General features: G+C 65.8%; 8 protein-coding genes. 4 read left to right on the forward strand and 4 right to left on the reverse strand.

The features are described from left to right. Window positions 1–102 precede the first annotated feature (102 nt). From ACREC7_RS01640 to ACREC7_RS01650, 3 genes are all read right to left on the reverse strand, one after another. On the reverse strand, window positions 103–1,689 hold the full coding sequence (locus ACREC7_RS01640) for a di-heme oxidoredictase family protein (RefSeq protein ID WP_431553944.1): 1,587 nt from the start codon (window positions 1,687–1,689) through the stop codon (window positions 103–105). Window positions 1,690–1,715: 26 nt separating this feature from the next. Next, entirely contained in the window at window positions 1,716–3,113 is a 1,398-nt protein-coding gene (locus tag ACREC7_RS01645) for a carbohydrate porin (protein WP_431553945.1), read from the reverse strand. Between the two features lie 141 nt (window positions 3,114–3,254). Continuing rightward, window positions 3,255–4,610, reverse strand: coding sequence for an imelysin family protein (locus ACREC7_RS01650; protein ID WP_431553946.1), 1,356 nt, complete (start codon window positions 4,608–4,610; stop codon window positions 3,255–3,257). 265 nt (window positions 4,611–4,875) lie between these two features. Between ACREC7_RS01650 and ACREC7_RS01655 the strand changes: the two genes are divergently transcribed. From ACREC7_RS01655 to pbpC, 4 genes are all read left to right on the forward strand, one after another. Beyond that, complete coding sequence (locus ACREC7_RS01655; protein ID WP_431553947.1) at window positions 4,876–5,796, forward strand: LysR family transcriptional regulator; 921 nt, start codon at window positions 4,876–4,878, stop codon at window positions 5,794–5,796. A gap of 29 nt (window positions 5,797–5,825) precedes the next feature. Beyond that, window positions 5,826–6,977, forward strand: a complete 1,152-nt coding sequence (locus ACREC7_RS01660; RefSeq protein ID WP_431553948.1) for a serine hydrolase domain-containing protein — start codon at window positions 5,826–5,828, stop codon at window positions 6,975–6,977. 102 nt (window positions 6,978–7,079) lie between these two features. Next, on the forward strand, window positions 7,080–12,302 hold the full coding sequence (locus tag ACREC7_RS01665) for an MG2 domain-containing protein (RefSeq protein WP_431553949.1): 5,223 nt from the start codon (window positions 7,080–7,082) through the stop codon (window positions 12,300–12,302). A gap of 206 nt (window positions 12,303–12,508) precedes the next feature. Then, on the forward strand, window positions 12,509–14,533 hold the full coding sequence (pbpC, locus tag ACREC7_RS01670; RefSeq protein ID WP_431553950.1) for a penicillin-binding protein 1C: 2,025 nt from the start codon (window positions 12,509–12,511) through the stop codon (window positions 14,531–14,533). Window positions 14,534–14,559: 26 nt separating this feature from the next. On the opposite strand, the gene ACREC7_RS01675 is transcribed toward pbpC, so the two are convergent. Then, entirely contained in the window at window positions 14,560–15,357 is a 798-nt protein-coding gene (locus ACREC7_RS01675) for a sulfotransferase (protein ID WP_431553951.1), read from the reverse strand. Window positions 15,358–15,484: the final 127 nt, after the last annotated feature.

Here is a 15,484-nt window from a genome sequence, read left to right on the forward strand (position 1 = left end):
TCATGCACAGTGGTTCACCCCCCTCCGACCGCTCAAAGAGCGGTCGTGCTCCCCCACAAGGGGGGAGCGGGAGCCATTGAGCAGCTTTGGAGCCAGCGCTGGTCACAGCGAACTCACGAAAGCGATCAGGCGCTCCCGGTCCTCTTTGGAGAGCTTGGCAAATTTGTCGCGCGAGGGCTGGCCCTCGCCGCCGTGCCAGAGAATGGCCTCGGTAAGGGACCGCGCCCTCCCATCATGCAGAAACAGCGTATGGCCGTTGACCGTCTCGGTGAGGCCGATGCCCCAGAGCGGCGCCGTGCGCCACTCGCTGCCTGACGCCTCGCCATCGGGGCGATTGTCGGCGAGCCCTTCTCCCATGTCGTGCAACAGGAGATCGGTGTAGGGCCAGATCAACTGGTGGGAGAGATGCGGCTGGCCGGGCGCTTCGCCGGTCACGAATTTCGGCCTGTGGCAGCTCGCGCAGCCGATCGAAGAGAACAGCTCCTTGCCCTTCAGCACCTTGGGGTCCGCGGGATCGCGCCGCGGCGGGACGGCAAGGTTGTGGGAATAGAACGCCACGAGCTTGAACAGGTCGTCGCCGAGCTCGACGTCCTGATATTGTGGCGAATTGCCGTTCGGCGCGTCGAGGCAATCCTTCTCTTTCTCGGTGCAGTCGCCTGATGGCGCCGGAATCATCATGGTGGAAAGCCCGATATCGCCGTTGGCGGCCTCAGCCGCCTGCTGGTTGATGCTGGGCACGCCGGCCTTCCAACCGAAGCGGCCGAGCACGACCTTGTTCTGTTCGCGCGACCAGACCTGGTTGGGCTTGCCGGAGATGCCGTCCTGATCGGCATCGCCGGGGTCCGCGTTGGCGAGGATCTGCTCCTCGGGCACGGCTTCGAGCAGGCCAAGCCCGATCATCGGCGGCGCCACGCGCGGGCTCATCATGGTGTCCGGGGCAAGCGGCCCATAGCCGAGATCGACGATGCTGTAGCCAGGCACCCTGAGATGCACCGTCTCTCCGCCGGCAAGCTTCACCGCCTTCTCCTTGTAGTCGATGTTGATCTGGCCTTCGGCCTTGTGACCCTGAATGGAGAGGTCCTGCAGCTGGCCGCCATAGGTCGGCTCGGGGATCGAGTTCAGCCGATGGGAGGCGAGCTTCGCCTTTTCCTCATCGGTCTTGGCTGGGACCGAAAGACGCATGAGCATCGAGTGGCTGTCGTCGGGGATGCCCTTGGTGAGGGGCGGGTGCCCGCGGCCGTCCTTCAGATGGCAGTTTTGGCAGGCGCGAGAATTGAACAAGGGCCCGAGCCCGTCGGAGGCGTCGGTCGAAGCCGGCGCCGAGACCCAGTTCTTGCGGAAGATGGCGTTGCCGATCTTGAAGTCGAGCTCGCGCTTGAAATCCATGTTGCCTGAGGAGGCGGAGAAGGCGTTGGCGTTGGTCACGCTCGCCTTGGAGGTTGCGCCGCCGCCCGGCTTGTCCTCGCCATCCTCGATCTTGGAGAAATCCGTGGCTGGCTTCATGAGGCCGGGGACGCTCGCATCAGTGCCCGCGCCAAGACTCTCCCACGCGCCGGCGATGAGCGGCAGACTTCCGCCAAGCAGGATCAGCGCGGCGAGCGAGAGCTTACGCGACAGGGTTGGCTTCGGCGATGCTCCGCACAGTGCTGGGACAACGCGACAGCGGGACTTGGAACGGTTTGCGCGCAATCGGCCTACGTCAGACCCTGACTTCGTCAAAAACTCATGGTGGAACGTGCCCCAAACACCGCGGCATTTTCCACGGCGCCTCTGCCATCTTCGTCGGGCACATTGCCGCCTGGCTGCCAGAAGTACTGGAAGTCAGGCTGCAGCGTCCAGCCTGTGGCAAGCTGCATAGTGTAGCAGATCTCGAGCAGCGCCTCGTAATTGCGCGCAACCGGCGAGCCTGAGTCGATGTCGAAGCCGTGCACCTGGTTGGAGATGCCGGTATAGGCGACGCCGATGGCGAAGGAATCGTCGGGCCGCTTTTGGATCATGCCGGAGAAGGTGATGCCGCCATCGGCATAGAAGTCGACGAGGTTGCGGTCGGACGGGGCGCCGATGACACGGCCGAACAGCGCCACGCCCTTGGGGTCTTCGCTTCCCGGCAGGCGCCAGATGAGCTGGTCAATGATGCCGTAAAAGCCCCAATCATTATCGAGTGGCTTGCCGGGAAGTCCGGTCGCGGCGATCAGATTGCCGCCGGCAGTGAAGCGCTGGTGCTCGAAATCGCCGAAATGGTTCCAGCCGCCGATCTTCACTTGTCCGGCGAGCCGCTCCTGATTGTACTTATAGGCGCCCTCGACCATGAGCAGCGGCGGGTCGTCGAGCTCGAAATCGAGGCCGTTGTTGTTGCACACCTGCGGATCGTCGCTCGCGCAAGGCGGAGCCGGATCGCCGTTATAGAGACCGACCAGAAGCTGGAAATTGTCGTTTGGCGTGACGGCGACGCGGACGCCGGGCGTGGCGAGCGGATAGGCCGGACCGCCGCTCGGTAAATCGGCGGCGGTGATCGACGGCCAGCCCCAGGTGCCGTTCAAGAAGAAGCCGCCGCCTTCGGAGATCACGAACTCGGCGTCTGCGGCGAGCTGGCCGAACCGTACGGCGAGCTTGTCGCCAAACATGTGCTGCTCGAGCCACAGCTCGAACAGGCGCGTCGCGGGCGTCGCTTCGAGGTTGCTCACCGGCATCAGACTGCCGATGTTGTCGGCCGTGATGCTCTGGCCATGGATCTGGAAACCATTGGTGTGGAAGCAGAGGCCCTTCCAAAAGCCGAGCTTGTGCAGGTCGGCATCGATGGCGACGTCGAGCACGCCGTCATATTTGCCGCCTTGATTGAACCCGCCGCTGTTGACGAAGGCCTCACCGTAATAGGTGGCGCTGATGCCGATGCCGCCTTTGGCAAGGGCCGGGCGCAGGCCACCGAGACTGGCCCAGCCAGGGCCGAGCTTCGACAGCAGGGTCTCTTCGGGGATGCCGTTGTCAGGAACGTCACAATCCGCCCGCGCCACGCCCGGCATAACAGCGAGGCAGGCGGCAAGCATGCCGCCAAGTGCCATGGCCCGCAGACTTCGGCGCGCCTCCAGCAATGGCCGGATCTCTGGTCTCTTCATAATTTCAGCCCCCCAACTGGCTTTCGTTCTCACGTCAGTTCGTTCGTTTCGCTTCGGGGCCTCTCGATCCAGGCCCCCTTTGCGCTCTGTTATGTTATAACATCATATGAAGCTTGCGCCCGCAATAGGTCCTAAGTCCACCTATTGCGCGTTGGCCGGTGCCGACACGCCGGCGGATTTGTTCTCCTCCTTCACCTTGTTCGGATCGTCGAGGCTGTCCGAGCCTTCGAACTTGATGCTGCTGAGATCGAGGGCGGCGACGGCACGCTCGATTTCCTTGGTCTGGTTGAGCAGGCTGTCCACGACCTTCTGCACGGTCGCGTTGCCCACCTCGTTTCCCTCGCCGATCATCTGGTCGTAGGACTCGACCATGACGCCGCGGCGATAGAGCTCGCCCATGGCGTCCATGGTCAATTCGATCTTGGCCCTGACCTCGTTATCGATCTCAGGCGACTTCGCCTTGACGAGGTCCGACACGCTCGGGCCCTGCACCACCGAGCCGTCCACGCGGCGGTAGCGGCCGAGATAGACGTTGCGGATGCCGAGGGCGTCGAAATAGTGCGAGGCGAACGTGTTGTCGGAGAAGCAATCGTGCTCCTCCTCCGGATCGTGGATCATCAGGCCGAGCTTCATGCGCTCGCCGGCAAGCTCGCCATAAGACAGACTGCCGAGCCCGGTGAGGATCGCGGCGAGACCGGCTTCGGCGGTGCCATCCTCAATGGTCTTGCGCGCTTCGCCGCCGGGGGCCCATTGCGCCGCCATCCAGGCAAGGTCGTCGACAAGCAAGTCGGTGGTGGCGCGGAGATATTGCGCGCGCCGATCGCAGTGCCCTCCGGTGCATTTCTTGGTGTTGTAGTCGCTCGCCGGGCGATTGCCGTTGCCCGGGCCGGTGCCGTTCAGGTCCTGGCCCCAGAGCAGAAACTCGACGGCGTGATAGCCGGTGGCGACATTCGCCTCCACTCCGCCGACCTCCTGCAACTTGTCGGCGAGCAGCTCCTTGGTGATCTTCGAGGTGTTGAGCTTCTTGCCGCCGATGGTCAGCGAGGTGTTGGCGATGACATCGGCAGCGTAGAGCTCGTTCTCGGGAGAGTCGGTGCCGTAGGAGCCCGAGACGTAGTCGATCAGGCCCTCGTCGAGCGGCCAGGAATTCACTTTGCCCTCCCAATCGTCGACGATCTTGTTGCCGAAACGGAAGGCCTCGGTCTGCATGTAGGGGATGCGCGCGGCGACCCAGGCGGCGCGGGCGGAGAGCATGGTCTCGTCGGTCGGGTTGGCGAGAAGCTGGTTGACGGCGAGCTGCAGCGTCTTCGCCGTGGCGACAGAGTCGGCATAGCCGGCCGCGGCAATGTCGGTGTAGGTCTTGAGCACATCCTTGACACCCGCATCTTTGACACTCGTGTCCTTGACGCTCGGCTCGGCGGCTGCCGGCGGGAGCCCGAGACAAATGCCGAGCGCAAGGAGAGCAGCCGGCCTGGCAAGCGAATCAATCCGAAACATGTGCACCCCTTCAGCGTAGGCACTTCGGCCGTCGAGCCCCTATCCCAATCGATGAGGGAAAAAGCCCATGACCTTGGAACAAGGGTGCGACGGTCTTTGGTCTTAAGCCCTCGGACCGTCGCAAGGTTGAGAATGAGGAAGCGCATCCGGGGGTCGCCGATTGCGCCTCGGGGTCCCGTCCCGCGAGCCGGAATCCTTGCAAAAAACCTAGCTCACGAGCTAACATGCACGTAGTGAAATCTTTTCAGCAGAATTATTTCAAATCATGCATCTGAAAGAGGTCGACGCCAATCTGCTCGTCATTCTCGACGCGTTGCTCGTGGATGCGAGCGTCACCCGGGCCGCCGAGCGTCTGGGGCGAAGCGCTTCAGCCATCAGCCATGCCCTTGCCAAGCTTCGCGAAATCTTCGCCGACGAGCTGTTCGTGCGCGCCGGCCAGCGGCTCGTGCCGACGGCAAAGGCGCAGGAGCTGGCTCCCACCGTCCATGTGATTCTCGCCGGCATGGAGAGCCTGCTCCGTCCGGCCAAGCCCTTCGACCCGCGCGACGCCGAGCGCGACTTCGCCATGACCGCGAGCGAGGTCGGCGATCTGATTCTGGTGCAGCCGCTCAGGCGGCGGCTCGAGGCATCGGCTCCGTCGGTGCGCGTCGGCTGGATGCCGGGCCAGGGCGAGGAGACCATCGACGCGCTCCGCCAGGGGCGCTGCCATTTCGCCATCGACATCGAGGCGATGCCGCTGCCGGCCCCTGACATCCGCGTGCTCAAGCTCTATGACGACCGGCTCGCGACCGTTGCCCGCTCCGGCCACCGCTTGAGCGAGCGGAAACCTGATGCACGGACCTTTGCCGCGAGCGACCACATCGCGGTGAGCGCGCTCCCCACCATCGAGCTGCTCGATCGCGAGCTCGCCAAGCTCAAGGTCGCCTGCTTCGTCTCGGCGCAGGTTCCTTCGGTGCTTGCCGGGCTCTTGCTCACGCTCAACAGCGATGCGCTGCTCACGCTGCCAACCTCCCTTGCGTCGATCCTGGAGAAGCAGTTTGCCCTTGCCCGCGTGAAGCTGCCGATCGATTCCGTCTCATTCCCGGTGCGTCTCCTCTGGCATTCGAGCTACGATCGCGACGAATGCCACAACTGGGTACGCGATGAGATCGCGGCGCTCGCCCGCGAGAGCCGACGGGCCGCGTGAGGAGGCGTGAATAGGGTGCGAGGATGAGGATGCCGAGACGTGCCCTGTTCCTGGGCTTGCTCTTCACCGCAATGCTTTCGCCTGGATCGAGCGCGCCAAAGGCGGCCGAGCCGAGCGCCATCGAGAGCGACCTCGTCGTCACGGTGCAGGGCGAGGAGCGCCACGCCGGCCTCGATGAGGCGCTCAAGCTGCTCCACATTCCCTCCGCCAGCATCGCCCTGATCGATGAGGGGCGCATCGCCTTTGCCCGGGCCTATGGCAAGGACGCGACGCCCGAGACTCTATATCAGGCGGCGTCGCTCTCGAAATTCGTCGCCGCCGTCGGCGCCATGCGGCTCGTCGAGAGCGGTACGCTCGCGCTCGACCAGGACGTGAACGACAAGCTCACCTCGTGGAAGGTGCCGGGCAATTCTTTTGATGCGACCCACAAGGTCACCTTGCGCGGGCTGCTCAGCATGACCGGCGGCATCGGCGTGCCGGGCTTCCTCGGCTACGAGGCAGGGGCGCCCCTGCCTGCGCTCAGGCAAATTCTCGACGGCACCACGCCGGCAAACTCGCCGCCGGTGACGGTGATCGCGGTTCCCGGCAGTGCCTATCGCTATTCCGGCGGCGGCTATGAGATCGCCGAAGCCCTGATGCAGGACATAACGGGAAAGCCGTTCCCGCAGCTCATTCAGGACCTCGTGCTCGATCCGATTGGCATGACCGATTCAAGCTTCGACCAGCCGCCGAGCGCGGCTTTCGCCGGAAGAGCCGCGAGCGGCCATTTCAGCGACGGCGCGGCGCTGCCCGGACGCTTTCATGTGTTCCCCGAGCACGCCGCCGCCGGGCTGTGGTCGACGCCGACCGACCTCGCCAAGCTCCTGGTGCAGCTTGCGGATACCTGGCAGGGCCTCTCCTCGATCTTCCTGCGCCGGCAGACGCTCGAGGAGATGCTGACGCCCCAGAATGGCGGCCCTTATGGCCTCGGCGCCGCAATTGCCGGCGACGGCGCCTCCCTCGTGCTGATGAAACGCGGCCAAAATGCCGGCTATCAGGGTTATCTCATCCTTTACCCGGCGAGCGGCCAGGGCCTGGTGGTCATGACCAACTCCGACAATGGCTCAAAGCTTGCCGAAGCCCTGATCAAGCGCGCCGCTTCGGCCTATGGCTGGCCGGAACTGCCGCCTCTCGCCGATTGAATTTTTGAATCGGAACCTGCAAGCCTCTCGCATCCGTCACAAAGGACCACTACATTGGTGGCGCGTCCCGCCGTGCCGAGGGCGGGGCCCTGGAGGAGTAAAATGCCTGCATGGCTTCGCGCCGGCCTTTTCGCCGCGCTGTTCGTATTTGCCGCCGCCCCCCTCACCCCCGTCCAATCCGCCGAAAAGACCTTTCAAGACGCCGACCTAGACGACGCCGCGATCACGCTCGAGGCGGACCTCAAGGACGAAGCGGGCACCGTCGAGAAGCCGGTCATCGCGCTCAGGAAAGACGCCGACACGGCGCTGAGAAAGAGCGATGTTCAGGGCGCCGCCGACACCTACGTCCAGATCGTCACCGTCGCGCCGAACGATGCCGCAGCCTGGCGGCGGCTCGCCGATCTCTGGCTCAAGATCCCAACCACCGATGAGGATGACGGCACCACCCGCTACGAGCGGGCGACGACCGCCTCCTATATCGCCTATCAGCGCTCGAGCACCGCTGCCGAAGAGGCCAATTCGCTCATCATGCTCGCCACGGCTTACGGCAAGCGCAGCGAATGGCGCCCAGCGCTGAACGCTCTTCGCCTCGCGCTCAAGCTCGATGAGACGCAGGAGCTGAAGACCACCTACGACTCCTTGCGCGAGAAGTATGGCTTCCGCGTTGCCAATTTCAGCGTCGACTCGGACGCCGCTTCGCCGCGCGCCTGCTTCCAATTTACGGAAGCGTTGCCGAAGCGCACCGACTTCTCGCCTTTCGTCGCCGTGGCCGGCCAGGACAAGCCCGCGCTCTCCGTCGACGATCAGCAGCTTTGTGTCGAGGGTCTGAAACACGGCGAAAGCTATTCGATCACGCTTCGCCAAGGCCTGCCCTCGACCGTCGACGAAAATCTGCTCAAGACCGCCGACTTCAACATCTATGTGCGCGACCGCAGCCCCTTCGTGCGGCTCGCCGGCAAGGCCTACGTGCTGCCCAAGACCGGTCAGCAGGGCATCCCGCTCGTCAGCGTCAATACCGACACGATCAAGGTGACCATCTACCGGATCGGCGACCGAAACCTGATCGACCAGGTGCTCGGCGACGACTTCGAGCGCAATCTCGCAGGCTACACGCTGAACGACATCGCCGAGCAGAAGGGCGAGAAGGTGTGGACCGGCGAGATGAAGGCGGAGAAGGAGCTCAACACCGAGGTCACCACTAACTTTCCGGTCAACGAGGCCGTGCCGGCGCTTGACCCCGGCGTCTATGTGCTCGCCGCCGAGCCGGCCAGTGTTCAAAGCGACGAATACAATGAGCGCGCCACGCAATGGTTCATCGTCTCGGACCTCGGGCTCACCGCCTATTCCGGCTCAGACGGCGTCCATGCCTTCGTCAACTCGCTTGCCACCACCGCGCCGGTCGTGGGCGTCGAGCTCAGGCTGATCGCCCGCAACAACGAGGTGCTCGCTACCAAGACCACCGATCAGAACGGCCGGGTGGCCTTCGAGCCTGGGCTTTCGCGCGGCGAAGGCGGATTGGCGCCGGCGCTGCTCGTCGCTTCGCTGGCGTCGGGCGACTACGCCTTTCTAAGCCTCAAGGCTTCGCCCTTCGATCTCACCGACCGCGGCGTGGCCGGCCGCGACGCGCCAACCGGTCTCGATGCCTATGTGTTTACCGAGCGCGGCGTCTACCGCACCGGCGAGACCGTGCATGTCACGGCGCTGCTGCGCAACCCGGTGAACGTCGCCGTCCCCGATGTGCCGCTCACCCTGGTCGTCACCCGCTCTGACGGCGTTGAGTACCGACGGAACGTCGTGCCCGATCAGGGGATCGGCGGCCGTGCCCTCGACGTGCCGATCATCTCCTCGGCGCCGACCGGAACTTGGCGCGTGGCTGCCTTCGCCGATCCAAAGCAACCGGCGATCGGCGAAGCGACCTTCCTGGTCGAGGACTACGTGCCGGATCGGCTTGAATTCGATCTCACCACCACCGCCACCAGCATCTCGCCGGCATCGCCTGCCAAGATCAGCGTCGACGGCCGTTTCCTCTATGGCGCGCCGGCCTCAGGCCTCACGCTTGACGGCGAGGTCAACATCGCCAAGGTGACCGAGCTTCCGGGCTTTGCCGGCTATGTGTTCGGTCTCGACGACAAGAGCGACGCCGACCAGGACGATGAGTCGGACACCATTCCGCTCGCCGATCTGCCGGAGACCGACAGCGCCGGCAAGGCGACCTTCACCGCGACGCTCGACAAGGTGCCGGCCTCGACCCGGCCGTTGCAGGCCGAGATCGTGGTGCGCATGGCTGAAGCCGGCGGCCGCGCCATCGAGCGCAAGCTCACGCTGCCGATTACGCCGTCGGCGCCCATGATCGGGGTGAAGCCGCTGTTCACCGGCAAGGCTCTCGGCGATTCAGACACCGCGAGCTTCGACGTGGTCATGGTGGCCCCCGACGGCAAGCCGATGGCCAAAACGGGCCTGCACTGGCAGCTGTTGCGCGTCGATTCCAAATATCAGTGGTATCGCAGCGAGGGCTATTGGCAGTTCGAGGCGGTCAAGGTCACGCGCCGCATCGCCGACGGCACCATCGACGTCACACCGGACAAACCCGGCCGCATTGCGGTGCCGGTGACCTGGGGCCGTTACCGGCTCGAGCTGACGACCGCCGATCCGCAAGGGCCTGAGACCACCTTCGGCTTCGATTCAGGCTGGTATGCCGAAGCGAGCGCCGATACGCCCGATCTGCTCGAGATCGCTCTCGACAAGCCTGAATACCGCCCCGGCGACAGCATGACCGTGGCGGTCACCGCGCGCACCGCCGGCGAAGTGACGCTCGCCGTGATCGGCGACAAGCTCCTCTCCACCACCACCGCGCATGTCGAGCCCGGCACCGCCAAGCTGCCGCTCAGCGTCGGTGCCGATTGGGGCACCGGAGCCTATGTGCTCGCCACCTTACGGCGTCCGCTCGACGTCGAAGCCAAGCGCATGCCTGGCCGCGCTATCGGCGTTGCCTGGTTCGCCATCGACAAGGCGGCGCACACGCTTGGCGTCTCCATGGATCTGCCGGATCGCATCAGACCTGAGACCGCGCTTCGCGTGCCGATCAAGCTTGCCGGGCTCACTCCCGGCGATGAGGCGCGAATCGTGGTGTCGGCGGTCGACGTCGGCATCCTCAACCTCACCAATTACAAGGCGCCGGCGCCGGAAGACTATTTCCTCGGCCAGCGCAAGCTGTCGGCTGAGGTTCGCGACCTCTACGGCCAACTGATCGACGGCATGCAGGGCACCAAGGGTCAGATCCGCACGGGCGGCGACAGCGGCGAAGCCGAGTTGCAAGGAAGCCCCCCGACGCAAGCCCCGCTCGCGCTCTATTCCGGCATCGTCACCGTCGGCGCCGACGGCACCGCCGAGACGAGCTTCGACATTCCGGCCTTTGCCGGCACGGTCAGGGTGATGGCGGTCGCCTGGAGCAAGGACAAAGTCGGCCACGCCTCGGCCGATGTCATCGTGCGCGATCCCGTGGTGGTCACCGCCACGTTGCCGCGCTTTCTGCTCTTGGGCGACAAGAGCACGATCAGGCTCGACCTCGACAATGTCGAAGGCGAGTCTGGCAACTACCAGGTTGCGGTCACCGGTGACGGGCCGCTCGCTCTCTCGCAAGCCAACAAGACCATCTCGCTCGACGCCAAGAAGCGCGCCGGCCTGAGCCTCCCCGTCGAGGCCAAAGGCGTAGGCGCCGGCACGGTGACGGTCAACGTCACCGGTCCGGGAGACTTCGCCGCCGAGCGGCGATACGCGCTGGACGTGAAGCCATCGGCGCAGATTCTCGCGCGCCGCACGGTGAAGCCGCTGGAACCTGGGCAGACTCTCACTCTGAACCGCGAACTCTTCGCCGCTCTCGATTCCGGGACTGGCAAGCTTGCGCTTTCGGTTACGCCCTCGGCCGCGCTCGATGTGGCCGGCCTGCTGCAAGCGCTCGACCGCTACCCACTGGGCTGCACCGAGCAGATCGTGAGCCGCGCGCTGCCGCTGCTCTATGCCAATGAGCTCTCGGTCAATCTGCACCTCGCCGTGGACACCGGCCTCGACCAGCGCATCGCCGATGCGATCGAGACGGTGCTCGCCCGCCAGGGGTCGGAAGGCGCCTTCGGGCTGTGGTCGGCCGGAGGAGACGACGCGTGGCTCGACGCCTACGTGACCGACTTTCTCACCCGCGCCAGGGCGCGTGGCTTCTCGGTTCCGGACGAAGCCTTCAAGCTCGCCATCGAGCGCTTGCGCAACTATGTGAGCACGGCGCCGGAGCCCGCCACCGACGGAGGGCTCGCGCTCGCCTACGCCCTCTATGTTCTGGCGCGGAACGGCGTGGCCCCGGTCGGCGATGTCCGCTACCTCGCCGACGCCAAGATCAACGATCTCAAGACCGCGACGGCGAAGGCCGAGATCGGCGCCGCGCTCGCCATGCTCGGCGACCGCATCCGCGCCGAGAAGGTGTTCGACATCGCGCTCAACTCGCTCGCCAAGGAGCCGAAGATCGAGATCGGCCGCACCGATTACGGCTCGCCGCTCCGCGACGCCGCCGTGCTGGTGACGCTTGCGGCGGAAGGCGACGCGGCAAAGCCGATCCTGGTCAACGCCACGGAGCGCGTGGATGCGGCCCGCAATCTCGTGCAGCGGACTTCGACGCAGGAGGACGCCTGGCTCGTGCTCGCAGCGCGCGCGCTCGGCAAGCAGAATGTCAGCCTCAATGTCGAGGAGGCTGAGCAGGTCGGGCCTTATTACGCCACCTACAATCAGGCCGACATCGAGCAGAGCGACGTCACCGTCACCAATACCGGCGACACACCGGTCGATACCGTGGTCACGGTGAGCGGTTCGCCGACCTCGCCGGAGCCTGCCGCCGATCACGGCTTCAAGATCGAGCGGAGCTTCCACACGCTCGGAGGCGCTGACGCCGAGGTGACCCACGCCAAACAGAACCAGCGCTTCGTGGTGCTACTCAAGATCACCGACGCGCAGCCGCAATTCGCTCGCGTGGCGCTGATCGACTATCTGCCGGCGGGCTTCGAGATCGACAATCCGCGGCTCGTGTCCTCAGGCGACACCGGCACGCTCGATTGGATCGAGGACGCCGGCACGCCGGTGCATACCGAGTTCCGCGACGACCGCTTCACCGCGGCCTTCGACCGCACCAACAGCGATCCTGCGGTGTTCACCGTGGCCTACGTGGTGCGGGCGGTATCGCCGGGAGACTACGTGCTGCCGCAGGCCGAGGTGGAGGACATGTACCGTCCAGACCGCTTCGGCCGCACCGGCACCGGCAAGGTCGGGGTGCAGGCCGCCAAATGAACCAGCGAAGTTCCGATCGTGCGGCGAGCTCCCCGCTCCCCCCTTGTGCGGGAGCACGATCCGGCGTCGCCGGATCGGAGGGGGGTCAATCCTCTGACGCGAACGGCCTTGTCATCCCCCACCCTGCCCTCCACCGCAAGGGGGGAGGGGATGGCCAGCGCGGGTGGAGAAGGTTTGCGAAGGTCCCAGCGATCGGTTTCGCAGCGATGGTCTGCGTGGCGATCGGTGCGGGGTGGGGACTGATCGACTCATTCGGTCCGGCGCCGCTCGGCCGCGACCTCGAGTTCTCCAAGACCGTGCTCGACCGCAACGGGCGCTTGCTTCGGTCCTATGTCACGAGCCAGGGCCGCTGGCGCCTGCCGGCCACGCGAGAGCAAGTCGACCCGCGCTTCTTCGACGTGCTCTTCGCCTATGAGGACAAACGCTTCTTCCAGCACCACGGCGTCGATCCGCTCGCCTTCGGCCGCGCCGCACTGCAATTCGTCACACACGGGCACATCGTCTCCGGCGGGTCGACCATCAGCATGCAGGTCGCTCGCCTGCTCGAGCCGCGGCGCGAACGCTCGCTTTACGTCAAGCTCAGGGAGGCGGTCCGTGCCATTGAGATCGAGCGCGTTCTAAGCAAGAACGAGATCCTCGGGCTCTATCTCACGCTTGCTCCATACGGCGGCAATCTCGAAGGGATCAGGGCCGCCTCGCTCTCTTATTTCGGCAAGGAGCCTCGCCGGCTCACGCTTGGCGAAGCGGCCCTTCTCGTGGCCTTGCCGCAGTCGCCGGAAATGCGACGGCCCGATCGCTTCCACGCCGCGGCCAAGGCGGCCCGCGACCGGGTGCTCGACCGCATGGCGCGGCACGGCATGTTCAGTCCGGCTGAGATCGAGCGCGCCAAGCTCGAACCGGTGCCGCATGTGCGCAAGAAAATGCCGATGATCGCGCCGCACGCGGCCGACGACGCCGTGGCCGGCACTCCGAACACGCGCGAGATCAGGCTGACCATCGACGGCCGCCTGCAGAAGACCCTGGAAGGGCTCGCGCTCGACCGGGCCCGCGCGCTGGGGCCCGACATGTCGGTCGCCATCATGGTCGTCGACAGCGCAAGCGGCGAGGTGCTCGCCCGCGTCGCCACGCCCGACTATTTCGACGAGCGGCGCGCGGGCCAGGTCGACCTCACGCGCGCCGTGCGCTCGCCTGGATCGGCGCTCAAGCCCTTCATCTATGGCCTCGGCTTCGAGGATGGGCTGATCCATCCAGAGACGCTGATCGAGGACCGGCCGCTCCGCTATGGCAGCTATGCGCCTGAGAATTTCGACCTCACCTTCCAGGGCACGGTCACTGTGCGCCGGGCGCTCCAGCAGTCGTTGAACGTGCCTGCGGTCGCGGTGCTCCAAGAGGTGGGCCCGAGCCGGCTGACGGCACGGCTTGCCGAGGCGGGCGCCACACTTATGCTGCCGCGGCGCGAGGCGCCGGGGTTGGCACTCGGCCTTGGCGGCGTCGGCATCAGGCTCGCCGACCTCACCATGCTCTATTCAGGCTTTGTGCGAGGCGGCACCGTGCAGCCTCTCGTCGAGCGGATGGACGCGGCAAAGCTCCCGGCGAAACGGCTTTTGGAACCGGTCGCCGCCTGGTACATCGCCAACATCCTGCAAGGTACGCCGCCGCCGCAGAGCGCCGCAGGCGGCCGCATCGCCTTCAAGACCGGCACGAGCTACGGCTATCGCGATGCCTGGGCGGTCGGCTTCGACGGCAAGCACACCATCGGCGTGTGGGTCGGACGTCCCGACGGCGCTCCGGTGAGCGGTCTTGCCGGGCGCACCGCCGCGGCGCCGATCCTGTTTGACGCCTTCGCCAGGGGACCGCAGCCTTTGGCGGCCTTTCCGCCGGCGCCGGCAGGCGCCCTGATCACAACCACAGCCAAGCTGCCGCCGCCGCTGCAGCGGTTCCAGCCGCAGCAGATTGCTGCCGCAAGCTTCGCTCGGCCTCTGCACATCGCCTTCCCGCCGAACGGGGCGAGTCTCGAGCTTTCGACAAGCGACGGAGAGGCGCCTGATCCCCTCCCGGTCAAGATCGCCGGCGGCACGCCTCCCTTGACGGTGATGCTGAACGGCATGCCGGTCGCCGCCAAACCGGGCGCACGCACGCTGTTCTTCGCGCCCGAGGGCCCTGGCTTCGTGCGCCTGACCGTAACCGACGCAGCCGGCGCCGCCGACAGCGTGCTGGTGCGGCTGCAATAGTTCGGTGTCTTCCCGTTCGCTCTAGCTCAATCGTAGCCATAGCGCCGGCGGAGCGGCGCGGTGAGTGCCGAGACGAGCGAGCGGTAAGCGTCTGGCATGTCGCGCGTCCAGCCGGTGTCCTCCTTCACCTCGGCGACCGACAGGTTCGCCGACCGCATGCGGTTGCCGTAGAGCTGGTGGCGATTGCCGCTTCCGCCGATGTCGCCGGCGCGCCACTCCGACCCCGGCAGAATCTCGGCAAACAATCCCCGCATGGTTTCGCCCGGCGAGCGCGCAAGATCCTCGTAGCGGACACGGACATAGCGGTCTGGATAGAGGCGGCCGAACCGTTCGCAAGCGAGGTTCGCGACCCACCAGCCGAGGGTGGCGGAGCCTGAGCGCAGCGGCATCAGCGGGCGCGTGCCGCGCCGTCCCGACTTCTTCACCGCCGACCAGGAGACCGCGCGCGGATCGCGCACCAGATGCACGAGCAGAAAGTCGTCGCCGAGCTCCCGGGCGAGGCTGAAGGGGACGGCAGCCGAGCGCCAAGCGGTTTTGGAGGAATCGACCAGTACGGCGTGCGCGCCGCCATCCTGCGCTACAAGTGCGCGCGCCAGCCTTTCATGGGTCATGCCGTCGAGCGTTTCGGTCGAGGCAAGCAACGGGCCCCACACCGGGCAAAGCATGACCTCGCGGCCGCAGGTGCATTTGCCCTTGCGCCCGCGCTCGCGGAGCACGCTTGCCACTTCGCCGCAGCCGACGACCTTTGGACTTGCCGCCAGCAGATATTCGAGCAGCGTGCTGCCGCTGTGGCCATAGCCTCCGATATAGACGAGCCTGGTCACTTCGGTCCTGGGCGGCAAATCCGCGCGGTCGCGGCATCGACGATGGGTGGAGCGGCCGCTTATGTCACTTTCCGCGCCGAAACACGAGTCCTCCACGCCGCTGCGACGGCACCGTTCCGCCATGCTT

Origin of the sequence: Methyloceanibacter sp., assembly GCF_050728395.1 — a bacterium.
Lineage (GTDB): Bacteria > Pseudomonadota > Alphaproteobacteria > Rhizobiales > Methyloligellaceae > Methyloceanibacter.

Bases quoted from the DNA above. Each gene is read 5' to 3' on its own strand.
- ACREC7_RS01645 (WP_431553945.1), bottom strand. From the start codon at position 3,113: ATGAAGAGACCAGAGATCCGGCCATTGCTGGAGGCGCGCCGAAGTCTG.
- ACREC7_RS01660 (WP_431553948.1), top strand. From the start codon at position 5,826: ATGCCGAGACGTGCCCTGTTCCTGGGCTTGCTCTTCACCGCAATGCTT.
- ACREC7_RS01655 (WP_431553947.1), top strand. From the start codon at position 4,876: ATGCATCTGAAAGAGGTCGACGCCAATCTGCTCGTCATTCTCGACGCG.
- pbpC (WP_431553950.1), top strand. From the start codon at position 12,509: ATGGTCTGCGTGGCGATCGGTGCGGGGTGGGGACTGATCGACTCATTC.
- ACREC7_RS01650 (WP_431553946.1), bottom strand. From the start codon at position 4,610: ATGTTTCGGATTGATTCGCTTGCCAGGCCGGCTGCTCTCCTTGCGCTC.
- ACREC7_RS01665 (WP_431553949.1), top strand. From the start codon at position 7,080: ATGCCTGCATGGCTTCGCGCCGGCCTTTTCGCCGCGCTGTTCGTATTT.